A 25,983-nucleotide genomic window follows, 5' to 3' on the forward strand; every position below is an offset into this window, starting at 1 on the left:
AAAATAATGAGTAAAATAGCAGTTATTATTGATTCATCTTCGGCAATGCCAGTAGCTATTCGCAACCGGTATCATATTTTTCAAGTGAATGATCCCATTATTTTTGGGGATGAAGTCTACAAGGAGACTGTGGATATTCATAGTTTGGGTGAACTTGTTAAAATGATGCAAGAAAAAAAGCAATTGGCCTCCACATCTCAACCGGCCCCTGGCGATTGGGAAGAAGCGTTGAACTTAGCTAAGGCATCTGGTTACAATCAGGCCATTTTGATTACGCTTTCATCTGGTATTTCAGGTACCTATCAAACAGCTAATGCAATTGCGCAATCATATGACGGTATGGATGAAGTTCGCGCGTGGGATTCAAAAATAGCAGTAATGGGTGCCGGTGTGCAAGCTATATTAGCAGCTGCTATGGCGGAGAAAAACCGTTCACTTGATGAAATTATTACATCATTAGAACAACTACGATCAACCATTGACGTTCGCTTCGTTGTCAATGATATTTCACATTTACAACGCACAGGTCGCTTATCACGCGGCCAAGCTTTAATTGGTGGTTTGTTGAATATCAAACCAATTTTGTCCATTGATGTTCAAGACGAAGGAAAAATCGGAGCTGTTGGCAAGGCACGCAAGATGAGTGGGGCTTTAAAAGAAATAAAAGAACCATTACGTCAGTCATTAGCAGAAGCTGATTATCCTGTTCGGGCCTATGTAATTGATGGTAATAACACGAAGTTAGGCGATAAATGGTTGAAAGATTTACAGTCTGAATATCCTACCGTTAAATTTGAACGTGGTGTGATTGGTGCATTTATTGGCGTACATACAGGCGATGGCGCCATGGGTGTAATCTGGGCACGTGATTGGGAAGATTTAATTTAATCGGTAATAAAAACCAGTATCAACCAAAATTGGTGCTGGTTTTATTGTATAATTAAGAATAGAATAATTTACGGGGTTTACTAATGCAACGATCAAGACGTTTTCAAATTGTTTATGAAGTGCTCAACGCGGTCACGCACGGATTTGGGTTCATTTTAGCTGTGATTGCCGGTGTAATGTTGATGATTCATGTGTTGAGCAAACCAGTTACCGCATTGACTTTAACTGCGGTTATCATCTATATTAGTACGGTTGGTTTTTTTCTACTTGCCTCAACGCTATTTCATTCGCTCGTGTTTACCCGTGCGGCAAAAATCTTTCAATTTTTTGACCATGCAGGCATATATCTTGTTATCTTAGGTAGTTACACGCCCTACACATGGTTATTGATCAAGGGCTGGGTTGGCTGGACTATTTGGGGCGCTATTTTAGCAATGACGATTGCCGGATTTGTTTATGATTTATTTTTTGTTGGACGATGGCCTTGGGTATCGGTGACGATTTATCTGGTCATGGGGTGGTTGATTATTCTAGCAATGCCTATTCTTTGGGGCGTTTTGTCGCATACCGCCTTCTGGTTACTTGTTGCTGGAGGCTTGACCTATTCGGCGGGAACTATTTTTTATCTTATTCCTAAAATTCCAATGGGTCATGTTTATTGGCATCTCTTCGTCTTAGGTGGCGCTGGATTAATGTTTGCTAGTATCTACATTTCTTTGTAAAAGCCGTTAGGCTTTTTTTTATGACTATTTTCAAAATAATGATTACTTTATTAAAGTTAGTTGGTTGCGTAAATAAACTAACGGTTGTATAATGTATTTGTTGTAAGCGCTTCCAATATAAAAATAAAAGTAAGGAGAAATCATGTTGAAACGTAAACCTATCTCAAATAATTTTATTTATTTTTTTGGAGCCCTTGGTGGCCTCCTATTCGGATATGACACGGGTGTAATATCTGGTGCTATGTTATTCATCGGAAAAGAATTAGAAATTCAGACAGGATCTTTTGAAGATGGATTCATTACGGCATCTGTATTGCTTGGTGCCATTCTTGGTGCCGCAATTATAGGTCCAATGTCTGATAAACTAGGCAGGAAAAAACTTCTTTTATCAGCAGCGATAATTTTCTTTGTAGGTGCTTTGGGATCTGGAATTGGTTTTAATTACACACTACTGGTCACTTCGCGGGTATTGTTGGGTATCGCAGTTGGAGCGGCTTCAGCATTGATTCCAACTTATCTGGCAGAATTATCTCCTGCAGACAAACGTGGCGGAATAGGAACCTTATTTCAATTAATGATCATGACGGGAATATTTCTTGCCTATGTTTCAAATGAATGGCTTTCTCCAAGTGGATGGTTAGGACTCAATCAAAATGTCGGATGGCATTGGATGCTTGGATTAGCAGCAGTGCCGGCTGCCCTGTTATTTATCGGCGGTCTTTCGCTTCCAGAGTCGCCACGTTTCCTAGTCAAACAAGGAAAAATGAGTGAAGCCCAAAAGGTCTTATCAACCATGAATCCAAACGCAAAACTTGTAGAAGAAGAGTTATATGATATTAAACTACAAGCGAATACACCTTCCGGTGGTTTCAAGGAACTATTTGGTCCCATGGCACGGCCAGTGTTAATAATGGCTTTAGGACTGGCCATTTTTCAACAGGTTATGGGATGTAACACCGTATTATATTACGCACCAAAAATATTCATTTCTGCGGGGTTTAGTGAACATTTTGCACTCCAATCACATATTGTTATCGGATTATTTAACGTGATTGTTACCGCGATTGCGGTTAAAATAATGGATAAAATAGATCGAAAGAAAATGCTAACCTATGGTGCTATTGGTATGGGTGCATCGCTGTTAACGATGTCAACAGCGATGCTTGTTCTTCGAGCGGGAAATGGTAATGTTGGTTCATGGATATGTGTCATTGCTTTGACGCTCTATATTGCTTTCTTTTCGGCTACTTGGGGACCAGTTATGTGGGTTATGATAGGAGAGGCATTTCCACTTAATATACGTGGACTTGGTAACTCGTTTGGTGCCGTTATAAACTGGACAGCTAATTTTGCTGTGTCACAGTCATTTCCTATGCTTTTAATCGCTTTTACACCAGATCATGCTATTAATGCAGAGGGGCAAGGGATTGCTAAGCTCTTTATCATTTATGGTGTTTTGTGCTTTGTTGCTATTTGGTTTATTGCTAAATTTACAATCGAGACTCGTAATCGTTCATTAGAATCTATCGAATCAGACTTGAGATCAAAAGCCCATGCAAAAGGCTATCTGGAGAGTGACTATGTTGGGATAAAATAGCTGAACTCATACGTATTCTGAATTTTTACTCATTAAACCTATGCGCATCAAGCAAATATTTTGTACTGATGCGCATAGGTTTTTTAGTTTAAACATTCATTGCTTCATATTCCGGTGTTTGGACGCCAACTTGAAAGCATGTGTCGGTTACCGTACAATGGAGGTACTGTTAAAACTAATAGAAAACTATTTGAGGGCATTTCAGATGAAAAAGTCAGATCATCTAACTATTCGTGATCATAATCAGCGCTTAGTTTTACAAGCGCTTTTTAATGCTGACGAAACATCCCGGGCGCAATTAGCTATTGATTTAAACTTAAATAAATCGACAATCAGCTCTATTTACCGCGATTTGGATGAGAAAGGCTTTATTGAAAGCCTTGGTGATGGTGAAACTTCCGAGACAGGAGGCCGTAAAGCAAAGCTGATTCGGTTTAATCGACGTTATGGGTACGTCATTTCTTTTGATATGGGGCGACATCATTTGCGGACAGCACTGGTTCAGGTTGGTGGAGCAGTGATTATGAAACAAAATACTGCTGTGGACGGCATGAGCGTATTACAAGTAACTGAGCTAATGATATCTCAGATTAAAAAGTATAAGAATAATAAAAATGGTACCTTGAACGGGCTGATGGGAATATCAGTTGGTATCCATGGTGTCGTTGAAAATAACAAGGTACAATATTCCCCTTTTTTCGATTACTCACAACTAGACATGACAGTAGAACTTGAAAACGTCAGTGGCGTACGTGTGGTTTTGGAAAACGAAGCCAATTTTGCGGCCACCTATATGCGCGATTATCATGATTATCGCAAGTCTGATCATTATAATAATATGGTTGTTTTAAACATTCACTATGGGATTGGCGCTGGGATTATAATTAATGGTGAGTTGTATCGAGGGATACAGGGTCGAACCGGTGAGATAGGTCGTAGTGTGATTGAAACAAGTACAGGTGAGACAGTTAGAATTGAAGATTTATATTCTGAAGATGCTATGTTACGAAGAACTGCCGAACGAACTGGGTTGATTGTTCAAGATAGGGATCGATTCATTCAACTGAGAAAAGAACAACCAGAGACTGTTAGTTTGTTGCTTGATGAGTGGGTTCGTGGTATTTCACGAGTGGCATTTAATTTAGTGCAAACACTGGCACCGGAAGCTTTATTCATTCATTCACGTTTTATTGCTGAAATGCCTGACTTATTAGAGCGCGTGATTGTGGCTTATCAAATGTTAAATCCAATCAATCAGTCCGAGATATTATTTGCAAATCACTCAGTATACGATGCAACATTATTAGGTGGGGCATCGAGCATTGCCAGAGAAGTATTAGATTTAGACGGTTTGTCGCTTAGTTTTAGGCTATAATCTTTTTGTGAAGCAGGACAGTAACTACGCTGTCCCTGCTTTTTTATAATTGTTACGTTAGTGGACCTAGTTAATAAGCTTGCATAAATTAATGAAAGCGTATACAATTATCATAGTTGGTTGGTGTAACCAACTATGATAATTGTATTAAATTAATACAGGAGGATAAGTACAATGGCAGAACTTTTTGATTTTCCCCAAGTAACATTTGTAGGAATACAATCATTACAAGCGGGTGATGGATTTCATTATTATAATCCAGATGAAATAGTTAAAGGTAAGAAAATGAGTGACTGGCTAAAGTTTTCAGTGACTTATTGGCATACAATGGACCAACGCTTAGTAGACCCATTTGGTGAAGGAACAGCAGTCCGGCCGTGGGACAATCAAGGTAAACCAGATTCAATGGAGCAAGCATTAGCGAAGGTTGATTATTTGTTTGAGTTTTTGGAAAAAACTGACGTTAATTACTTTGCCTTTCATGATCGTGATCTTGCACCTGAAGGTCATACACTTGCCGAAACAAATAAAAATTTAGATCAAGTTATTGACAAAATTGAACAAAAAATACATGAAACAGGTAAAAAACTTTTATGGAATACTTCATCACTATTTACGAATAAACGTTTTTTGGCTGGTGGCGCAACTACACCATTTGCTGAGGTATTTGCTTATGCAGCTGGACAAATTAAGCATTCATTAGATATTGCCAAGCGCTTAGGATCAGAATCATATGTTTTCTGGGGCGGACGAGAAGGCTACGACTTTCTATTAAATACTGACACCAAACGTGAATTAGACCATATTGCAGCATTCTTTAAGCTAGCTAAGGATTATGCAAATGAAATTGGTTATCAGGGACAATTCTTGATTGAACCCAAGCCCAAAGAACCAACACAGCATCAATATGATTTTGATGTGCAAACAACAATTGCTTTCTTGAAAACTTATGGATTAGAGGATACATTCAAGTTGAACTTGGAAGGCAATCACGCCTACTTAGCTGGTCACACGTATGAGCATGAAGTGAGATTTGCGCGAGAGGCTGGTTTGTTAGGGTCATTAGATGCTAACATGGGTGATAAGCTCACTGGTTGGGACATTGATGAATTTCCAAATGATGTTTATGAGGCGACCTTAGTAATGTATGAATTCTTGAAAAACGGGGGTCTACCAACTGGTGGTTTGAATTTTGATTCGAAAGCACGCCGTCAAAGTTTCCAAGCTGACGATTTGTTCTACGCGCATATTGCTGGTATGGATACTTATGCTGCTGGCTTGAAAGTTGCTGCTAAGCTAATTGATGACCAAGTGATTGAAAATGTTCTGAAAGAGCGGTATGCTTCATTTGATTCGGGTATTGGCGCTGATTTTGAAGCTGGGAAAGTTACCTTAAAAGAATTGGCCACCTATATTGAAAATAAAACAGATGAAGAAATCAACGCAACCCTCAAGTCAGGTCGCCAAGAACGAATCAAACAAACATTGAATAATTACATTTTTTCTGTACTTGGATCTTAAGATTTGAATGTGTCTTAAGACATTCAAATTGGTACGAGTAGTATAAATATTTTCAAAAGAGACTAGTTTAAACTGGTCTTGTACATAACACGGGTGAACTGTGTTGGGTTATCTTAGTAAAGATGAACAGAAAGTGGAGGCTAGACATGACAAAGGTAGTGCTTGGTATTGATCTTGGTACCTCAGCAGTGAAAGTATCAGCGGTTGATCGGCGAGGGAACATTGTTGCACAACAAAGCTTTGATTATCCTGTTACACAACCACAAGTTGGCTGGTCAGAACAAAATCCTGAAGATTGGGTCAATGGAACAACTGTTGCAATTGTTAATCTGATTTTAAAAGATCATATTGCGCCAACAGAGATTGAAGGAATTTCTTATTCTGGGCAAATGCATGGGCTTGTCTTGCTAGATGAAAACCATCAGGTACTGCGACCAGCAATTTTATGGAATGATACACGTACCAGCGCACAAGTAGAGGAAATTAAGAATAAACTAGGTAAAAAATTTCTTGATATTACCAGAAACTATCCTCTAGAAGGTTTTACTTTACCAAAAATTTTATGGGTTAAGGAGGAGGAGCCAGAAATTTTTAAGCAAGCGGATCTTTTCTTACTACCTAAAGATTATTTACGATATCGTATGACTGGTAAATTAGCCATGGATTACTCTGATGCAGCTGGAACGGTTGTCTTAAATGTTACTAAAAAGTGCTGGTCAACAGATATTGCAGAAGCGTTTGACTTACCATCATCTTTTTTCCCTAATCTCATTGCGTCAACTGATTTTGCTGGTCATATTTCAGAATCTTACGCGACATTTTCTGGATTGACGACACAAACTAAAGTATATGGTGGGGCGGCTGATAACGCCGCTGGGGCAATTGGAGCGGGTTTGCTCAAATCAAACATGGTCATGTCTTCCATTGGAACGTCAGGTGTGGTTGCAAAGTTTGAAGATAATGCTGATATAGACTATCATGGAGAAATTCATTTCTTCAATCATGCTATTCCTAACAAGTATTATTCCATGGGCGTGACGTTAGCAGCTGGTGACGCCAATTCTTGGTTTAAGCGTGTTTTTGGTGAAACACAAAGCTTTTCAGCATGGTTACGTGAAGCTGAACAATCAAGTGTAGGTGCCAATGGTTTATTGTTTACACCTTATATATCAGGGGAGCGAACGCCATATCCTGATGCAGATATCCGTGGAAGCTTCTTAGGACTTGATCGCAAACATCAACGAGGCGACTTTATCCGTGCGGTTTTGGAAGGCATAATCTTTAGCTTTAAGGATATTATGACAATTTATGACCAACAAGGGGTTGACTTTGACACGATTATTGCCATTGGTGGCGGTGCAAAGTCACCACTATGGTTACAAATACAAGCTGACATATTTGGAAAGCGGGTCACAACGCTAGAAAATGAGCAGGGACCGGGATTAGGCGCCGCGATAATCGCAGCCACAGGATTGGGCTGGTTTGACAGTGTGCAAGAAGCTGCACAATCCTTCCTATCGTTTGGAATGGTTTACGAACCGAAGGCAGAAAATGTTTTGAAGTATCAGCAAATGTACAGCATTTATCAAACGGCATATCGTTCAACTGCAGAAATATCACACAAATTAGTTGCTTATCAGCGTAAAATCAGTTCTTAGTTGAAAAAAAAGTTTATAAGGTTCTTATTTTAAATACACGGACAGAGGTGTATTTATCATAGGAACTTTTAGGTTGAAAATATACTACGTTTTCTCAATTAGTAATTATCAAATCAAAAAAACCACTAAACAATTGTTTAGTGGTTTAATAGTGGTCAGCCAGGGGCTCGAACCCTGGACCCACGGATTAAGAGTCCGTTGCTCTACCAACTGAGCTAGCTGACCATAATGTCGTGTTTCACAACATCAAATATAATACCATGTGAAAATACAAAATGCAATAGCTAAGTATGATAAAATGAATATATTCTATATTGGAAGGAGATGCGTGGACTTTTGCACCATTTGTTCACGCTCTATTAGCATGTTTGATCTTATCAAAGCAATAATTATTGGTATCATTGAAGGCCTGACGGAGTTTTTACCAGTCTCTTCAACTGGACATATCATCTTAGCAGAAGCATTGATGAAAATTCCTAGTGGCAATGTTTGGACGAAGGCGTTTAGTTCAGTATTTGATTATTCGATTCAATTGGGAGCAATCTTTGCGGTTATTCAATTGTACTTCGACAAGTTGAATCCGTTTTCATCTAAAAAAACAGATCATGAAAAATTCCAAACTTGGCGTTTGTGGATTCGAGTAATCGTTGGTGTATTACCAGCCATTGTGTTTGGATTTGCATTAAATGACTTTATGGATGCACATTTGATGAATTTCTGGGTTGTGTCAGCAACACTTATCATTTATGGTATTGCGTTTATTGTGATTGAGAACCGTCAAAAAAGCATTGTACCGGTAATTACTAATGTAAACCAAATTACTTTTAAACTAGCATTGTACATTGGTTTGTTTCAAGTGCTATCAATCGTTCCCGGTACATCACGTTCGGGAGCAACTATCTTGGGTGCTATTATCTTAGGAGCATCGCGATTCGTGGCTGCAGAATTTTCATTCTTCTTGTCAATTCCGGTTATGTTCGGTGTGACTTTCCTTAAGATGGGTTCATTCTTTAGAGATGGTGGTTCATTCACGGGCATGCAAAGCATAGTAATGCTTGTTGGTTTCATCGTATCTTGGATTGTTGCTTGGTTTGCTATTAAGTTTATGATGAACTATATTAAGAATAATGATTTCAAGGTATTCGGTTACTATAGAATTATTATAGGCGCTATTTTCTTAGTTTTCGGTATTCTTGGCATCGTGGGGTAATAAAAAGCACAGGCAATGGCTTGTGCTTTTTTGTTTCATATTTTTATTCATAAAAAAATATTTAAAATTAAAATAAAAAGTGATTGACATGAGAAAATGCATAGTATATAATTAGTTCAACATATAACGTTGAAAAGATAAGTACTTGTCAAAATGATTGTATAGAGAGCTAATGTTTGGTGAAAGTTAGTATCAGGATGGCTAGGAAAATGGTCTTGGAGTTAATAGTGATGTGAGCAATAAGGTTTGTAAATATCATTCGGGTACACCCGTTACAGTGTCAGAGTATCGAAAGCATTGTCTTTTCTGTACTTGGTAAGTGTGTACTAGTGATAGTATGCAGAAAACGGGTGGTAACACGGTAACTTCGTCCCGCAGCTTTGATTATTCAAGGCTGCGTTTTTTTGTTGTATGAAATAAAGGAGAAATTGATATGCGCTATTTGTTAACTAAAAATATATTAGTTAGATTAAAGGGCTTAGGCATAGCTCATAGCCGAATGTGATTCTGTTTATTAACTTTAAATTAATATCATTAAGGAGATCACATGGAAAGCACGGGAAAATTATCCTTTACTAATAATTACAACTACGTTCCAGCGAGTTTTTGGTATCATTTTTCGGCAGCCTCAGGTGTAGAGCTGGATGCTTTTAAAAATCCTGAGATTATTGAAGGTAATATTTTAGGTACTAAGAAGTTAGTTGAGACAACCTCACCAGATTTTGTGAAATTAATGAGCGACGGCCTGTTTCATTACGAATTTAATTACCAAGATGCTGATGATAAAAGGGTAGTTTACGCTAATTTATCACCAATAGCGGATAATCATCCATGGTTGATAAAAACAGCAGATTTAGTTAGACGGCAAAAGCAGGTCATCGGTGAGCGAGCTTCATTTTATAATGTTTTTTCACCAACGACGTTACTTAAATGGGCACTAGTTAAAAATCCAGATGGACACTACGATAAAAGTAAAGCCGATGAAAAGCTTGCTGATATTATTTTGACAGATAGCGAAAATGTTCGTCAGGCATTAGAGGTGATTACACTAGATGTAATCAAGCAGGTGAAGGCTGCGGTCAATGCTGGTGCCGATGGGATCTATTATAGTACGCAAGTTATTCAGGATACACGGCTAGGACATGCCGATTTTGATGAATTTGTCGCTGCGACTGATAAACAAGTTCTAAAGGCAGCAAATCAATTGTCAGATACAAATATCTTACATATTTGTGGTAATGGCGGCGCCAGAAATGCAATTTCATGGTTTGAAAATTATCCGGCATCAATTGTTAACTGGTCGGTTGATACGGAAGACATATCTTTACATGAGGGCAAAGAGATCTTCCCAGGGAAAATTGTTCTTGGTGGGTTTGGTAACACTGCGAAAGATGTTTTGTATCGAGGAACACAGTCTGAAATACAACAATTTGCTAAACGTTTAGTTCAGGAAGCTGGTGCCGATAATTTAATTATTGGTGCTAATTGTACGGTTCCCCGGGATATTGATCCTCAACATCTACAGTGGGCGATAGAAGCAGTTCAAAAGGAAAGTGAAGGTTTGAAAAGTTATGAGTAATCAACAAAATGTATTATTAGATTCAACAGAAAAAATACCGGTTAGTTTTTGGCGCCATTTCGCTGATGATGAAACCGTCGACGCATTAGAAAATCCAACAATTGCTACGATTAATATTCAAGGACATAAGGAATATGTTGACGACTTACGTCCAGATTTTGTGAAGTTAATGAGTGACGGTTATTTTAATGTTCCTTTTGACAATGTCACTGATCCTAAAAATATTGATAATTTAAGTAAAATTCAAGAGATACAAGATGATGATCCTTGGCTTACTGAACAAGTCAAATTAGTGCAAGAGCAGAAAAAAGTTATTGGTCAGCGTAGAGGTTTTTATAATATCTTTTCACCAGTGACGATTTTAAAGTGGGCACTCTATGATGCAGAAAGTGAGTTGCCTGCCAAGGGCGATGAACGCTTAACCGAACTGTTTATTCAATACCCGGAGGAAATTAAGCATATTCTAAATGTTCTAGCTAAGAACATTATCAAGCAAGTAAAGGCGGTTGTAGTAGATGGTGGTGCTGATGGAGTCTATTACAGTACACAAGAATTACAGAGTTCAAAATATACTAAAGAATTGTTTGATGGTATACAAAAGAATGTTGATTTAAGTGTTATAGATGCAATTAAGTCTGTTAGTGATATTAGCATTCTTCATATCTGTGGTTTCAGCGGTACAAGTAACCACTTAGAGTGGTTTATAGACTATGACTTGCCAATTGTCAATTGGGCAGTGACAGTGGAAGGTATTTCCCTCCAACAGGGACAGCAAATATTTAAAGACAAAGTTGTATTGGGCGGATTTGGTAATACAACAGATGATGTATTATACAACGGGTCTAAAGACGAAATAGAAGCGGCTGTACAAGGATTATTGTCCAACGTTGATAAAAAGCGTGTTATTATCGGTGCGGATTGCACTGTTCCCCGCGATATTCCTGTGGATCATTTGAAGTGGGCGATTGCCGCCGTACATGAAAACGTTGTGTAACGAGGAGAAGAGAGAATGGTAAATAAAAAAGGGATTATTACTGCTGCGGTAGCCGTTGTCATTATTGGTGGTGGTTTGACTATACGTCATCTTAATGCAGACAGCAACAAGGCAGCAGCCAAAAAAGTAAGAACAATTAATGTGGCACATACACAAAACTATGTGCCATATGATTATGTGAAAAACGGTGTATCAAAAGGATATGAAGTTGATGTTTTGAAAGCTGTTGATAAGCTATTGCCCGATTATAAGTTTAAGTATCATCCAACATCAGATGAAGATTTATTAGTTGGCTTGGATTCAGGAAAATATGATGTTGGGGTGAAGGGTGCTTGGTGGACAAAAGAACGTGCCAAAAAGTACATCTTACCCAAGCAAGCGGTTGGTGCGTCTATCATAGGAATCACTTATCGAAAAGATGATAACTATAAGTCATTTGCCGAGTTTGCAAAGAAGTCAGGTAAGTTGGTACCAATTTCACCACAGAATGGTCAATACGCAGTAGTACAGGAGTGGAACAAAAAACACCCTAACGAAAAAATCACATTAAAATCAGCTGATCAATTTACTGTTGGTGATGCATATAACTGGGTATTGGAAGGCCGATATGATGCTTACTTTGATGTGAAGGTAAATTACCAAAATTCAGTTGTTAAGAGCAGTGGCGCTTACCATAGTTCAGCCGACAAATTGGCCTACACACCCTACAAGGGCATTAAGACTTATCCGATTATCAGTCGTGCCAATAAAGACAACTCAAATTTCTCAAAAGAATATGACCAAGCTATCAAGAAGCTACAGAAGAACGGTACGCTGGAAAAGTTGTCACAAAAGTATTTCAAAGAAAATGTTTGGGACTTTGTCGGTGATAAATAAAGTTTCAGAATTAAGGAGTTAAGATGCCACCATTTAGTTTCAAATTTTTCCTATCGGTTTTTGGTGAGGTACTGCCTTATTTTCCAGTAACGCTACTCATCATTGTTACATCGATAATTTTTAGTTCCTTATTAGGGGCATTGGTGGCTAGTGGGCAACTTAGTCGATCACCAATATGGAGAACCTTGTCACAAGGTTATGTTTTTGTACTGCGCTCTACGCCACCCATCGTTTTGTTGTTTTTAGTTTTTTATGGGTTACCTAAATTATTATTGCTATCCTTGAATATTAATATCAATGATTGGCAAAAATCGATTTTCGTCATTATCGCGTTATCCTTACTGTTTGCGTCAAATTTAGCAGAAGTGTTTAAATCTGCCTATTTATCTGTGAACACTGGGCAACGTGAAGCGGCATTGATGGTGGGCTTATCAGAATGGCAGACATTTTATCGTATAACCCTACCACAAACAATCGTAGTCGCCTTACCCAATTTCGCAAATACTGTCGCCGCATTAATTAAAGATGCAGCTTTGGCATATGTCATTGGACTACTAGATATGATGGGTGCAGGTGATAATCTGATTTCTAGGAATTTTGGACACCACTCACTTGAGACATATTTAGCGTTGGCCATTATTTATTGGATTTTATTTGTAATCATTGAGCAAGGCGCGAAGTATTTAGAAAGATATCTTGGTAAAAGCCGTGCAATTGCATCAAATCCTGCGGAGGTTGTCGCATGAATGTACCATTTTTAATTCAAACTTTCTGGTCGGCTATAAAAGCTGTGCCAATAACATTATTAATTACCGGTGCGTCATTGCTCATTGGTTTGCCGCTTGGCTTTTTATTGGCATGGATTAAAATTAGAAAAATTCGTATACTTTATCCGCTCGTTGTCGCATACACATCTCTCATGCGGGCCACGCCGATGGTATTACTGATTTTACTGTTTTATAGTACATTACCAAGCTTGTTGAATGTCTTAGTTAACCAAAAACTACACTGGAATGTCAAGGTGTTCGATACTAATCCCATTATTTATGCCATTATTGTTTTTGCTTTAATTGCAGTTGCAAATTTATCGGAAGTATTTCGATCAGCAATTTTGACGATTGATCCTGGACAAAAAGAGGCAGCTTTAATGGTTGGATTGACGCCAATACAAGCTTATTATCGTATTATTATTCCACAAGCATTGGTTTCGGCTGTGCCTAACATTGGTAATTTAACGTTAAACATTTTAAAAGGCACTTCGCTTGCGTTCATGATGACGGTTCAAGAAGTAACGGCGGTTGCTAAAACAGCAGCCTCATATACTTATGATTACACGGAAGCTTATATTGATATTTTTATAATTTACTTTATCTTAGGAACGATACTGCAAATCATTTTTAAATATCTGGAACGTTACTTAGGTCGACATAAGCTACGCGGAACAGTTGTATAGGGAGAATAGCATGTTAAAAGTCAGAAATTTCAGAAAAAAGTATCATGAACATGAAGTATTGAAAGGAATTGATATTGAAGTTAACCAAGGGGATGTAGTAGCATTACTTGGACCATCAGGATCTGGTAAGACTACGTTTTTAAGAGGGTTAGCTTTTCTAACACCGGGAGATTCTGGTGTTATAGAATTTGATGATCAAAAAATAAGTATTGAATCGGCAACGCCTGTTGATATTAAAAAGTTGCGACAAAAGATGGGCTTCGTTTTTCAAAATTTCAATTTGTTTGCTAATAAGACGGCCATACAAAATGTCGAAGAAGGTTTGATTATTGGGCATAAGGAGCCAAAAGAAATAGCTCGAAAAAAAGCGCAGGAAGCCTTACAAAAAGTAGGTTTGTTGGAATTTGCCAATCATTATCCAAGTCAATTGTCTGGTGGACAAGCGCAGCGCGTAGGAATTGCTAGAGCAGCAGCTTTAAATCCGGAGATTATTTTATTGGATGAGCCGACGAGCGCGTTAGATCCCGAGTTAGTAGCAGATGTTTTGCAGGTGATTAAACAACTAGCTGATGAAGGGAAAACGATGATTGTCGTCACTCATGAGATGGCTTTTGCTCGTGATGTGGCTGATAAAGTTGTTTTTATGGATAAAGGTTTAGTTGTAGAGGAAAATGAACCCGTTGAATTTTTTGATAATCCTAAGTCGCCACGTTTGAAAGAATTTTTAAGTCGTATTAGCGCTGCCAATGTTGCTGACAACAGTTTTGAGTATGAAAAGGCTAATCAAAAATAAATTAAACGCGCTCTTTAGACTTGTAGCAGCATCTAGCGGAAAATGTTTCACGTGAAACGGATAAAAATATTTAATTGGTTACTAGCGATTGGCTTGTTTTTCAGGTAAACTAGATACTATGGAAAACTTTCAAGAACAACTAAAGAACCGACGTACTTTTGCGATCATCTCCCATCCCGATGCTGGTAAAACAACCTTAACTGAGCAATTATTGTTGCATGGTGGAGTGATTCGTGAAGCCGGAACAGTTAAAGGCCGTGGGTCGAACAAATTAGCTTCATCTGATTGGATGGCGATTGAGCAACAACGTGGTATTTCAGTAACGTCATCTGTATTGCAGTTTGACTATGAAGGTAAACGAATCAATATTTTGGATACACCGGGGCACGAGGACTTTTCAGAAGATACCTATCGTACTTTGATGGCTGTGGATTCAGTAGTCATGGTAGTCGATGCCGCCAAGGGTATTGAGCCACAGACTAAAAAGTTATTTGAAATTGTCTCACAGCGTGGAATACCAGTCTTTACGTTCTTTAACAAAATTGATCGTGACGCTCGCCCAGCACTTGATTTGGTTGACGAGCTTGAAACTGTATTAGGAATTCAAGCTTACCCAATGAATTGGCCAGTCGGCTCCGGCCAGGTTCTGCAAGGCATTTATGATTTGCAGGCTGACCAACTTGTGCCCTTTAAGAATGCCACAATTCATTCCGAGATCGTCGATGAGGCGATGGATGAAATTGAATTGTTACGTGATGCGGGTAATCCATTTGATGAGGATAAAATCGCTCATGGGCAATTAACACAAGTATTCTTTGGCTCAGCGTTGGTTAATTTTGGTGTAACAGAATTCTTGCGTGAATATTTGACGTATGCACCAGCCCCAGCAGCGATGACGACAGTTGATGACAAAAAAATTAATCCAGAAGACGCACAGTTCAGTGGTTTTGTATTTAAGATACAGGCCAACATGGATCCCAGACATCGAGACCGTATTGCATTTGTGCGGATCGTGAGTGGGGAGTTTAATCGCGGTATGGATGTGTTATTACAACGGAATGGCAAGAAATTAAAGCTCTCGAACGTGACACAATTTATGGCCGAAGAACGTGAAAATGTCCAGACAGCAGTTCCTGGTGATATTATTGGTGTCTATGATACGGGGAATTTCCAAATAGGTGATACAATCTACTCTGGAAAGAAAGCTGTACAGTTCCCTGATTTGCCAACATTTACACCTGAATTGTTTAACCGTGTGGTTGCCAAGGATGTGATGAAGCAAAAGTCATATCATAAAGGGATTGAACAACTCGTTCAAGAAGGAACAATTCAACTTTATAAATCATGGAACGGCGGCGACTACATTATTGGCGCTGTTGGACAATTGCAGTTTGAAGTGTTCCAGTTCCGTATGGAAAACGAATATAATGTTGAAATTCAATTTGAACCCATTGGTTCCAAAGTTGCTCGCTGGATAAAGCCAGAACAATTAGACGAGAAAATGAGTTCATCACGTAATTTACTAGTAAAAGATCGGTACGATGAACCAGTATTCTTATTCGAGAATAAATTCGCCTTGAATTGGTTCCACGATAAATACCCTGATGTTGAATTAGAAGAAAAAATGTAAAAACACCAAGCATATTGGAACGTCTGTGGACGTTCTTTTTTAATATCGTAATATGTTAGAATATAGTAACAAGAATATTGGAGAAAATCATGTCATATTATACACAACAACTTTTTAATGGCCAACGCGATCGTATTTTGCGTGTTGTTGATTCAGATGATGCTACACAAGCAACTGCTGGTTTTATTCATATTTTTGACGAACGGCGAGCTTTTGACTTTGAATACGCTAAAGAATTAACGAATGGTGAAATCACACAGGAACAGTTTGATGAGGAAGGAGAGTCGGTTAACACATTTAGCGTTAACTTTATGCCCCTAGCGCATGCTGAAGAGGAAGAAATTCCTAATGAATTGTTTGAGGAATGGGCTGGCCTAATTGGCCGTGAATATGCATTGGTTCCCAACTTACATATGAATATGTATCAACAGTCTCTGAAACCTGGAATTGAGGAAATTGATAAGGATCTTTTCGAAGAAAGATTGTTAGAATTAGTTACACGTGTTCTCGGATCTTCTGTTGTTGGATTTGAAGAAAAAGCTTTGACACTTTACCCAAGCTTTTTAGTACAAGAGCAACCTGAACAATCCGAACAAAAAGGGCCATCAACCCAGATAATATTACCAGAATAGTGAATATATGGATTGATGAATAGTATATTTAGCTAATTTAGCGAACGTTTTGTAAGCATTATCGTTAACGTTCGTTTTTTTTTATGGTACAATGTCTGGGTCGATAAGACAAATAAAATCGGGGTAGATTGATGCGCGTTAAGTGCAGCGGAGACGGAATGTGAGCCGCTGACGAAACAAACATTCATTGCTAGCATTTTTTCGTGTTAGCAATGAATGTTTGTGCGGTGCATCAGTCACATTCACCACTATATAAGGTGAACACTCCACTCGGAGGTTCTATAGCATGGAAAATACAACACGAACGTGGGTTTTCCCAAAACTAGATACGCGCCAATTCGTTTTATTGGCGATGTTGATGGCACTTCACATGGTGCTGAGCAGGCTGACAGTCGGCACTAATGTACTTCAAGTAAGCTTTGCATTCGTAACGATGTCTCTGATTGCTAAATGGTATGGTCCATTGTGGTCTATGTTAATTGCGGCAATATTAGACGTTATCGGCGCAACAATTATTAATCCTGGTGCATTCTTTGTGGGATTCACTTTTACAGCAATGATTAGTGCGTTAATTTATTCACTGGCTTATTTCAAGCATGACAAAACAAGCTGGTGGCGAGTAAGTGTTGCTGTGGGGTTGGTATTATTAATTGCTAATATTGGTTTAAATTCCATTTGGTTGGTTATGATGTATCATACAGCACACGATTGGCCTTCATTTTTAGCCTTTATTACACCACGTGTCATTAAGAATTTAATTATGTTTCCCATTCAAGTGGGTATTTCGTATTTTCTTTTAAATAATCAGGTTATTAGTCACACCACAAAAAAGATTTTTAGTTAAACAGCTTCGGCTGTTTTTTTGAAAGCAGAGGTTTTAATATGGTAAATGAATTTCCACAAGTTTTAACAATAGCAGGTTCTGATTCAGATGGATCAGCAGGGATGCAGGCAGACTTGCATACATTTTTCATTAGAAAAACATACGGTATGAGTGTGTTAGTTGCTGCTGTGGCTGGTAACTCATACGGTATTCATGCTGCGGAAACATTACCGCTACACTTTGTTGACAAACAGTTTGAGGTTCTTGCTGACGATTTTAAAGTTCGCGCTAGTAAGACGGGCATGTTATCAGATGCTAGCTTAATTGAAGCAGTGGTAAAAGCTTATAAACAGTTTGACTTTGGTCCTTTAGTAGTTGATCCGGTAATAACAACAAAACATGGTGCTCAATTGTTAGAGGCAGCGGCCTTTGAGGCACTAAAAGAAAAACTTCTACCACTGGCAACAGTTGCAACACCGAACTTTTTTGAGGCACAATTGCTAACTGGACGTACTATTGATAATGAACAGCAACAGACAGCTGCTGCAAAAGATATTCAATCTCTGGGCGTTCAAAATGTTATTGTCAAAGGATGGCATAATCAAGATAACCAAAATGAGGTTGCTGACTATGTTCTTCTCGCGGATGGCTCTGATTTTTGGTTAAGGCACCCGTATTTTGATACTACACACATCAATGGTACTGGGGACACTTTAAGCGCTGCTATTGCTGCTGAAATTGCTAAGGGGAAAGACGTTGCAACGGCTATTCGCATTGCCCACGATGTGACGGCAACAGCGATTGAACATGAAATTGCTGTTGGACATAAGTTTGGACCAATTAATCACTGGGCAGCTCAAGACTATAATAAAAAAGAAGACAAATAGTTTGTCTTCTTTTTTATTATGATGCACCGGTGATATCACCATGAACAAGTCGTTTGAAAATATGACGATCCGCCCAAGCGATATTACGTCCCTGTAAAAGGAAGGACATGACAGTGCCAATACCGAGCGCTACGATTTGATGGCTAATGATGAGACAAATAATCGAAATACCAATTGCAACAGCGAAATTACTCATTTGAGCTTTACTAGCATTGCCACGGAAATAATCAAAGCGTAAGATATTCGTCAGGTCATCTAAGGGGTGAAGAATCCAATTAACACGCTGGTATATGGAAATAGCCACGCCAATTGTCCAAATACCAAACAAGTCAAGAGGAATACGCCACCACCAACTAAGTTGACGAATGCCCAGCGAGACAAAGTAATTGGCGAATACGCCAACTAAAATACTAAACGCCATACCGAAGAAAATATTGCCGAGTAATCGTAACCAATTGATACGCATGGCTAACCACATATTTAAGAATGCCACAGAAACAGCTGTAATAGCTAAAAAGATACTAATTTGCCAGCCAGTGGTGTTAGATAAGTTAGCGGCGCTTGCAGTCCATGGGGCCGAACCCATGGCGCTAGCCACACTTAATCCATTACCAAATGAGTTAATGATTAAAGAGATAAAAAAGAAACTAATTTTTTGTTTATATCCCAGTTGATAAAATTGACCATCTATATAGTACATTGTGTAATTTTTTCCTTAGTTGATTATCTTCTTATTATAGCATTAAGAAAGGTGCTTAAAGATAGTTTACAAAATCACAATTAAGGTATAGAATATATGCATTAGAAAATTGTGAGGAAAAAAACAATGTCAGAAAATAAAGTCGCTTTGGTAACTGGAGCTGGTCAAGGAATTGGACAGGCAATCGCAGAACGATTGTCAAAAGATGGGTTTAAGGTTGCCTTAGTTGGACGTCATATTGAAAAAGTACAAAAAGTAGCTGATGAAATTAATGAAAATGGTGGTGAAGCCATTGCTATTAAGGCTGATGTGGCTAAACGTGATGAAGTTTTTGCAGCCGTCAAAGAAACGAAAGAAAAGTTCAATGGTTTTGATGTGATTGTTAACAATGCGGGTGTTGCGCCTACGACACCAATCATGTCAGTAACGGAAGATGATATGAACTGGACATGGGGCATTAATGTTAATGGTATTGTCTGGGGAACACAAGCTGCGACAGAAGCCTTCAAGGAATTTGGTCATGGTGGCAAAATCATTAATGCAACATCGCAAGCTGGTGTGCAAGGAAATGCTAATTTGACTGCCTATGGATCAACAAAATTTGCCATTCGCGGTATTACACAAACAACAGCTAAAGAGTTAGCAGAATTTGGTATTACAGTAAATGCATTTGCGCCTGGAATTGTGAAAACACCGATGATGGAAGATATTGCTCATGAAGTAAGCGTGAACGCTGGTAAAGACGACGAATGGGGAATGGCACAATTTTCAGAAGGAATCACCTTAGGACGACTAAGTGAACCGGAAGATATAGCAAATGTGGTTTCCTTCTTGTCTAGCTCAGATTCAAACTATGTGACAGGCCAAACATTAATTGTTGATGGTGGTATGGTATTTAGTTAAATTCAATATATAACTTTAAATGCATCTCAATTTCTTTAATTGGGGTTTTTTTTTGTGCACTAATCTAAATATGTGATTTATTATACAATATATATATTATTATGTTAGCGCTAACAAAAGCTTTTAAATAAGGGTTTAAGAAACATATTCAAAAAAGGTTGCTTTTTAAAAAAGAATGATATATACTTATATTGTTAATAAATGAGCAAGTAAAGGAGCAAAGATTATGGCAGAAGCAATTGCAAAGAAACCCGCAAAAAGGGTTTTGACCCCTGAAGAAAAAGCGGAATTACAAACACAAGCTGAGAAGATGACTGAGGTATTGATTGAAAAATCACAAAAGGCATTGTCTGAATTTTCAACATTTTCGCAAGAACAAGTTGATAAAATTGTTGCAGCTATGGCCTTGGCAGGTTCTGAGAATTCACTTCTGTTAGCCCATGCTGCTCACGACGAGACTGGACGTGGGGTTGTGGAAGATAAGGATACGAAAAATCGTTTCGCCTCAGAATCAGTTTATAACGCTATTAAGTTTGATAAGACTGTGGGTGTTATTAGTGAAGACAAGATTCAAGGTAAGGTAGAATTAGCAGCCCCACTTGGTATTTTGGCTGGAATCGTCCCAACGACAAATCCAACGTCGACAACTATTTTCAAATCAATGTTGACAGCAAAGACACGTAACACAATTATCTTTGCTTTCCATCCCCAGGCTCAAAAAGCATCGGTTCTTGCTGCAAAAATTGTTTATGATGCTGCTGTTAAAGCAGGCGCACCGGAAAACTTTATCCAATGGATTGAAAAGCCTTCACTTTATGCAACAAGTGCGCTGATACAAAATCCTCACATTGCTTCAATTCTAGCTACTGGTGGGCCATCAATGGTTAATGCAGCTTTGAAGTCAGGAAATCCATCCATGGGTGTCGGTGCTGGAAACGGTGCAGTTTATATTGATGCAACTGTTGACACAGATCGTGCCGTGTCCGATTTGTTGTTATCAAAGCGTTTCGATAATGGCATGATTTGTGCCACAGAAAACTCAGCCGTTATTCAAGCACCAATCTATGACGAAATTTTAACTAAGTTACAAGAACAAGGTGCATACCTTGTTCCTAAGAAAGACTACAAAAAAATTGCTGATTATGTATTTAAGCCTAACGCAGAGGGATTTGGTATTGCTGGTCCTGTTGCTGGTATGTCAGGACGTTGGATTGCTGAGCAAGCAGGCGTAAAGATTCCTGATGGTAAAGATGTACTTTTGTTCGAATTAGATCAGAAGAACATAGGTGAAGCGTTATCTTCTGAAAAGTTATCGCCATTACTTTCAATTTATAAAGTTGAGAAGCGTGAAGAAGCTATTGAGACTGTTCAATCCTTGTTAAACTATCAAGGCGCGGGGCACAACGCAGCAATTCAAATTGGTTCACAAGATGATCCATTCATTAAAGAGTATGCTGACGCTATTGGTGCATCACGTATTTTGGTTAACCAACCTGACTCAATCGGTGGTGTTGGAGATATTTACACAGATGCTATGCGTCCATCGTTGACACTTGGTACCGGATCATGGGGGAAGAATTCATTGTCTCATAACTTATCAACATACGACTTACTTAATATTAAGACCGTGGCTCGCCGCCGTAATCGTCCTCAATGGGTTCGTTTACCTAAGGAAGTTTACTACGAAGCCAATGCCATTACTTACTTACAAGACTTGCCTACTATAAACCGTGCATTTATTGTCGCTGATCCTGGTATGGTTCAGTTCGGATTTGTTGGCAGAGTACTAGGTCAACTTGAGTTACGTCAAGAACAGGTTGAAACAAATATCTATGGTTCAGTTAAGCCTGACCCAACTTTGTCACAAGCTGTTGAAATTGCTCGCCAAATGGCAGACTTCAAACCAGATACAGTTATTTTACTTGGCGGTGGTTCGGCACTTGACGCTGGTAAAATTGGTCGGTTCTTGTACGAATACTCGACACGCCATGAAGGAATTTTAGAAGATGACGAGGCGATTAAAGATCTATTCTTAGAACTACAACAAAAGTTTATGGATATTCGTAAGCGAATCGTTAAGTTTTACCACGCACGTTTGACACAAATGGTTGCGATTCCAACAACTTCAGGTACTGGATCAGAAGTCACACCATTTGCCGTTATTACAGATGATGAAACACATGTAAAGTATCCACTAGCCGATTATGAATTGACACCGGAAGTTGCTATTGTTGATCCAGAATTTGTTATGACCGTACCACAACACACGGTATCTTGGTCAGGATTAGATGCTTTGTCACATGCTTTGGAATCGTATGTCTCAGTGATGGCTTCTGAATTCACACGTCCTTGGGCATTACAAGCTATTAAGTTGATTTTTGATAACTTAACAAATTCATACAATTATGATCCTAAACACCCAACTAAGGAAGGTCAGAATGCACGCACAAAGATGCACTATGCGTCAACATTGGCTGGTATGTCATTTGCGAATGCCTTCTTGGGACTTAACCACTCACTAGCACACAAAACTGGTGGAGAATTCGGACTACCTCACGGTATGGCAATCGCTATTGCAATGCCACATGTGATTAAGTTTAATGCGGTAACAGGAAATGTAAAGCGCACACCATACCCACGTTACGAAACCTATACAGCACAAAAAGATTATGCTGATATTGCACGTTACTTAGGTTTGAAAGGTGAAACAGATGCTGAATTGGTCGATGTATTGATTGCAGAAATCAAGAAGTTGGCTGCATCAGTGGGTGTCAATCAAACACTATCTGGCAACGGTGTTTCAAAGCATGACTTTGATACAAAGTTAGAAAAGATGATTGACTTAGTTTACAATGACCAATGCACGCCGGGAAACCCTCGCCAACCAAGCTTGGCAGAAATTCGTCAATTGTTGAAAGATCAGTTTTAAAAAAAGAGACCTTACAATTAAGTAAGGTCTTTTTATTTTTGACGTTTTGTTAATTTAACAACGCCCTCCCAACGGGCAGTTTGAGGGAACATGTCAATACTTTGAATGTAATCAACTTGGTAGGCTTTTGATAAATCAACCAAATCACGAGCCAAAGTTGAGGCGTTACATGAAATGTACACAAACTTTTCAGGTTGTGTGCGCAAAATTTCTCGACGCAGTGCAGTGTCTAAACCTGTGCGTGGTGGATCAACAACTAATGCATCAGCTATCCATCCTTCTGATTGCCATTTAGGAAACAGTTTTTCAGCCGTACCCACTTCATAGTGAGCATTACTAATATGATTTAAAGTAGCATTTTGATTAGCATCATCAACTGCTTCGGGGATAATTTCCATACCACGAACTTCGCCAGCCTTGTCAGCTAAGGACAGACCAATTGTACCTACACCAGCATATGCATCGACTAGTTTATCAGCGTGCGTCAAATCAAGTGCTGCCAAGGCTTGGTTATAAACTACGGACATTTGCGTATGATTTAACTGCATGAAAGCACGTGGTGATAATTGGAATGTTTTCCCGAGAACCTTTTCTTCGATGTAGTCCTTACCCCAAAGCTTAAGTGTCTCTTCGCCCCAAACGAGGCTAGTACGACCAGGATTATAATTTTGAAAAATACCAGTAACTTCTGGTAGGGCCTGATTGATTGCTTCAATCAGTGCGGTATCTCCTGGGAATCCATCTGTGTTTGTGATAAATGTTAGTTGAACTTCGCTGGTTGTCTGAGATACACGAGCAACAATAGTTTTTACCGTACCTCGATTTTTATCTTCATTGTAGATTGAGACAGATAATTTATCGAGTAACTCACGAACGGTACGCATGACTTTCATCGTGGCTGGGGTTTGTGTATGTACAACCGGTAAATCAACCAAATCATGGCTACCACGTTTATACATACCGACACTCAGTTTATCGCCAATTTTTCGAACAGGGAATTGGGCTTTGTTACGGTATTCATACGGATGATCCATGCCGATTGTGTCACGTATGTCATAATTAGACCAGCCCTTCGGTTGGAATTTTTCAAGCGATTGAACGAGTACATCTTTTTTGAAGCGTAATTGTGCTGGATAATTCATATGCTCCAATTCAAATCCACCAACACTATCTGCGAATTCATCAAGCGGTTTCACTCTATCCGGAGATTTCTCACGTATTTTCAAGACTTTAGCGGCGATATATTTTGGTTCTACTTCAGTAACCTTTACAACAGCCACTTCATCAGGTAAAGCGCCAGGTACAAATACAATCTTACGTTTAAAGTAGCCAATTCCTTCACCGTTAATACCGAGGCGCTTGATTGTTAACGGGAAGTTTTGGCCAACACGTACGTTGACACCTTCACTCGTGTTGCCTCTTGGTGCGCCAGACTTACGGGGGTCAAAGTTTTTACCATAATATGGTTTTTTACCGTTATTGTTGCGACTTTTTTGATAAGGCCGCTTGTTTTGTTCTGTCATATTCATCTTTCTGCATTGCAATGCCCAAGGTTCATTATTATGTAACCATCATAACATGATAGCATGAAAAGTCAGGAGATGGGGACTACGAATGTTTGATAAGTGTGATAATAGAGTCGATAAATGTTTTGAAATAGTAGTAGTATCCAACTTAAAGCCAACACAAAGGCAACAATCTCGAAGGTTGTTAGAGACAGATAACCTACCCATTGAAATAAAATCATACTGGTTACTAGGATTGCACAGATGATATAGGATGTTGCTTCGAATTCACGCGGTGCATTTGGTAGTAGCCAGCGATTGCCCAACATCATAATTAAAATAAAGTAGATTAAAAAATTGGCCATTTGGTCATGCAAAATATGAAGACGTCCAGCGTTGTTTGGAAACAGACCGACACCAGCTAATGACAAAGCCGATAAATTTAGCAATATGCGCAACGTAATGAGCCGTCGGTTGTGACGCAGAATTTTTTGTAAAGGAACGAATAGATAGTCTACTAGCGCCAACCAGATTAACCCAGCTAGAATTAAAGTGGCGTTAAACTGCCAAGAGTCCAGCGCATTATCAGTTCCTAAAAAACTTAGGTTATATTGCCACCACATACGCGAGCTATTTGTAACCATCGCTGTTAGTACACCGCCAATGATAGTCATTACAAAAATTGAAGTAATGAATAAGGTAGAGATTGATAACGCTGAATAAATCATTAAAAAGTTAATGATTCCGTTAAACATGGTAAATAGCGCAATTGACGTGAATAAATCAAACGATGCGGTTTGAAATAAGTAATTAATTGCCCAAAAGAATCCTGATGTCACAAAAGCTAAGATAATAGCAAAAGCTACGGTTAAAGCTGGTAAGACGCGCCAACTGGTTTTACGCCGCAGCTTATCAATTTGTTGTCGTTGTTGCTGAAAGTATATTAAAAGGAACATGAAAATGCCGCTGATCTCACTTAACATAATGACGGCACTAGCGATAGAGTTGTCGCCACCCAAAGGGATACGAAACATTTTTTCCTCCACGGCATAAATTGTGAAAATGATTGCCATCACCATAGAAGGAATCAAAAAATGTCGCAACGACAATGTTTGACGTTCATTAGGATTATTTGTCTGCTGTATGATCAATTGTCCGTTTCTAAGCGTGAGATTTAGTGGTTGATTGTGTTTTAAATGTAGCTCGCTAACAATTTCATCAGGTAACGTAAGTTGATATGGTGTCTTTGACATAATTCTCTCCAATATGTTCTAGTTTAGCATGTTCATAAAAGAAGATTGAAAGAAC

22 protein-coding genes, 1 tRNA gene, 1 riboswitch and 1 other annotated feature are annotated in these 25,983 nt (G+C 38.8%); of the genes, 19 read left to right on the forward strand and 4 right to left on the reverse strand.

Annotated features, from left to right (window positions below; translation table 11 throughout):
• The first annotated feature begins 6 nt into the window (after positions 1-6).
• The 6 genes from LEUM_RS00595 to xylB all read left to right on the forward strand — a co-directional run bounded on the left by LEUM_RS00595 (position 7) and on the right by xylB (position 7,761).
• Positions 7-888 (forward strand): DegV family protein, encoded by an 882-nt coding sequence (locus LEUM_RS00595; protein WP_011679091.1) that lies wholly within the window; start codon positions 7-9, stop codon positions 886-888.
• An 83-nt stretch (positions 889-971) separates the two neighbouring features.
• The gene (gene trhA, locus LEUM_RS00600) at positions 972-1,610 is read left to right on the forward strand and encodes a PAQR family membrane homeostasis protein TrhA (protein WP_002815718.1); all 639 of its coding nucleotides are present in this window, start codon (positions 972-974) and stop codon (positions 1,608-1,610) included.
• Positions 1,611-1,752: 142 nt separating this feature from the next.
• Complete coding sequence (locus LEUM_RS00605; RefSeq protein WP_011679092.1) at positions 1,753-3,207, forward strand: sugar porter family MFS transporter; 1,455 nt, start codon at positions 1,753-1,755, stop codon at positions 3,205-3,207.
• A 205-nt stretch (positions 3,208-3,412) separates the two neighbouring features.
• Positions 3,413-4,582, forward strand: coding sequence for an ROK family protein (locus tag LEUM_RS00610; protein ID WP_011679093.1), 1,170 nt, complete (start codon positions 3,413-3,415; stop codon positions 4,580-4,582).
• 174 nt (positions 4,583-4,756) lie between these two features.
• Positions 4,757-6,103, forward strand: a complete 1,347-nt coding sequence (gene xylA / locus LEUM_RS00615) for a xylose isomerase (RefSeq protein ID WP_011679094.1) — start codon at positions 4,757-4,759, stop codon at positions 6,101-6,103.
• A 146-nt stretch (positions 6,104-6,249) separates the two neighbouring features.
• Positions 6,250-7,761, forward strand: coding sequence for a xylulokinase (xylB, locus tag LEUM_RS00620; RefSeq protein WP_011679095.1), 1,512 nt, complete (start codon positions 6,250-6,252; stop codon positions 7,759-7,761).
• A 152-nt stretch (positions 7,762-7,913) separates the two neighbouring features.
• Here the strand turns inward: xylB and LEUM_RS00625 are convergent.
• Positions 7,914-7,986: transfer RNA gene (locus tag LEUM_RS00625), tRNA-Lys, on the reverse strand.
• A 139-nt stretch (positions 7,987-8,125) separates the two neighbouring features.
• Here LEUM_RS00625 and LEUM_RS00630 point away from each other — a divergent pair.
• The 11 genes from LEUM_RS00630 to thiD all read left to right on the forward strand — a co-directional run bounded on the left by LEUM_RS00630 (position 8,126) and on the right by thiD (position 18,638).
• A complete protein-coding gene (locus tag LEUM_RS00630; RefSeq protein WP_041775143.1) occupies positions 8,126-8,971 on the forward strand; it encodes an undecaprenyl-diphosphate phosphatase in 846 nt (281 codons plus the stop codon).
• Between the two features lie 120 nt (positions 8,972-9,091).
• Positions 9,092-9,349 (forward strand) — a binding site (T-box leader).
• A 169-nt stretch (positions 9,350-9,518) separates the two neighbouring features.
• On the forward strand, positions 9,519-10,550 hold the full coding sequence (locus tag LEUM_RS00635; RefSeq protein ID WP_010284037.1) for a uroporphyrinogen decarboxylase family protein: 1,032 nt from the start codon (positions 9,519-9,521) through the stop codon (positions 10,548-10,550).
• Positions 10,543-11,544 (forward strand): uroporphyrinogen decarboxylase family protein, encoded by a 1,002-nt coding sequence (locus LEUM_RS00640; RefSeq protein WP_011679097.1) that lies wholly within the window; start codon positions 10,543-10,545, stop codon positions 11,542-11,544. The genes LEUM_RS00635 and LEUM_RS00640 overlap by 8 nt, the downstream gene beginning before the upstream one ends.
• Before the next feature lie 15 nt (positions 11,545-11,559).
• Positions 11,560-12,420, forward strand: a complete 861-nt coding sequence (locus tag LEUM_RS00645; protein WP_011679098.1) for a transporter substrate-binding domain-containing protein — start codon at positions 11,560-11,562, stop codon at positions 12,418-12,420.
• Between the two features lie 23 nt (positions 12,421-12,443).
• Entirely contained in the window at positions 12,444-13,166 is a 723-nt protein-coding gene (locus LEUM_RS00650) for an amino acid ABC transporter permease (protein ID WP_011679099.1), read from the forward strand.
• Positions 13,163-13,873 carry an amino acid ABC transporter permease gene (locus LEUM_RS00655; protein ID WP_011679100.1) on the forward strand — a complete coding sequence of 237 codons (711 nt, stop codon included), beginning with the start codon at positions 13,163-13,165 and terminating at the stop codon, positions 13,871-13,873. Before LEUM_RS00650 ends, LEUM_RS00655 begins: the two co-directional genes overlap by 4 nt.
• Before the next feature lie 10 nt (positions 13,874-13,883).
• Positions 13,884-14,666: an amino acid ABC transporter ATP-binding protein gene (locus LEUM_RS00660; protein WP_011679101.1), complete on the forward strand. Its 783-nt coding sequence runs from the start codon at positions 13,884-13,886 to the stop codon at positions 14,664-14,666.
• A gap of 118 nt (positions 14,667-14,784) precedes the next feature.
• Positions 14,785-16,296, forward strand: a complete 1,512-nt coding sequence (locus LEUM_RS00665; protein ID WP_011679102.1) for a peptide chain release factor 3 — start codon at positions 14,785-14,787, stop codon at positions 16,294-16,296.
• Positions 16,297-16,385: 89 nt separating this feature from the next.
• The gene (locus LEUM_RS00670) at positions 16,386-16,928 is read left to right on the forward strand and encodes a hypothetical protein (RefSeq protein WP_011679103.1); all 543 of its coding nucleotides are present in this window, start codon (positions 16,386-16,388) and stop codon (positions 16,926-16,928) included.
• A 117-nt stretch (positions 16,929-17,045) separates the two neighbouring features.
• A riboswitch (THF riboswitch) is annotated at positions 17,046-17,178 on the forward strand.
• 36 nt (positions 17,179-17,214) lie between these two features.
• Entirely contained in the window at positions 17,215-17,772 is a 558-nt protein-coding gene (locus LEUM_RS00675; protein WP_011679104.1) for a folate family ECF transporter S component, read from the forward strand.
• Between the two features lie 38 nt (positions 17,773-17,810).
• Positions 17,811-18,638 carry a bifunctional hydroxymethylpyrimidine kinase/phosphomethylpyrimidine kinase gene (gene thiD / locus LEUM_RS00680; protein WP_011679105.1) on the forward strand — a complete coding sequence of 276 codons (828 nt, stop codon included), beginning with the start codon at positions 17,811-17,813 and terminating at the stop codon, positions 18,636-18,638.
• A 16-nt stretch (positions 18,639-18,654) separates the two neighbouring features.
• Here the strand turns inward: thiD and LEUM_RS00685 are convergent, their stop codons facing one another.
• The gene (locus tag LEUM_RS00685; RefSeq protein ID WP_011679106.1) at positions 18,655-19,338 is read right to left on the reverse strand and encodes a DUF6198 family protein; all 684 of its coding nucleotides are present in this window, start codon (positions 19,336-19,338) and stop codon (positions 18,655-18,657) included.
• 126 nt (positions 19,339-19,464) lie between these two features.
• Between LEUM_RS00685 and LEUM_RS00690 the strand changes: the two genes are divergently transcribed.
• Together LEUM_RS00690 and adhE are read left to right on the forward strand one after the other, a co-directional pair.
• On the forward strand, positions 19,465-20,241 hold the full coding sequence (locus tag LEUM_RS00690) for a (S)-acetoin forming diacetyl reductase (protein ID WP_010290041.1): 777 nt from the start codon (positions 19,465-19,467) through the stop codon (positions 20,239-20,241).
• A 226-nt stretch (positions 20,242-20,467) separates the two neighbouring features.
• The gene (gene adhE, locus LEUM_RS00695) at positions 20,468-23,170 is read left to right on the forward strand and encodes a bifunctional acetaldehyde-CoA/alcohol dehydrogenase (protein ID WP_011679107.1); all 2,703 of its coding nucleotides are present in this window, start codon (positions 20,468-20,470) and stop codon (positions 23,168-23,170) included.
• Between the two features lie 32 nt (positions 23,171-23,202).
• Here adhE and rlmD read toward each other — a convergent pair whose 3' ends face one another.
• Positions 23,203-24,693 (reverse strand): 23S rRNA (uracil(1939)-C(5))-methyltransferase RlmD, encoded by a 1,491-nt coding sequence (gene rlmD / locus LEUM_RS00700; protein WP_011679108.1) that lies wholly within the window; start codon positions 24,691-24,693, stop codon positions 23,203-23,205.
• Positions 24,694-24,764: 71 nt separating this feature from the next.
• Positions 24,765-25,928, reverse strand: coding sequence for an AbrB/MazE/SpoVT family DNA-binding domain-containing protein (locus LEUM_RS00705; protein ID WP_011679109.1), 1,164 nt, complete (start codon positions 25,926-25,928; stop codon positions 24,765-24,767).
• Positions 25,929-25,983: the final 55 nt, after the last annotated feature.

Source organism: Leuconostoc mesenteroides subsp. mesenteroides ATCC 8293, assembly GCF_000014445.1.
GTDB classification, from domain to species: Bacteria; Bacillota; Bacilli; order Lactobacillales; family Lactobacillaceae; genus Leuconostoc; species Leuconostoc mesenteroides.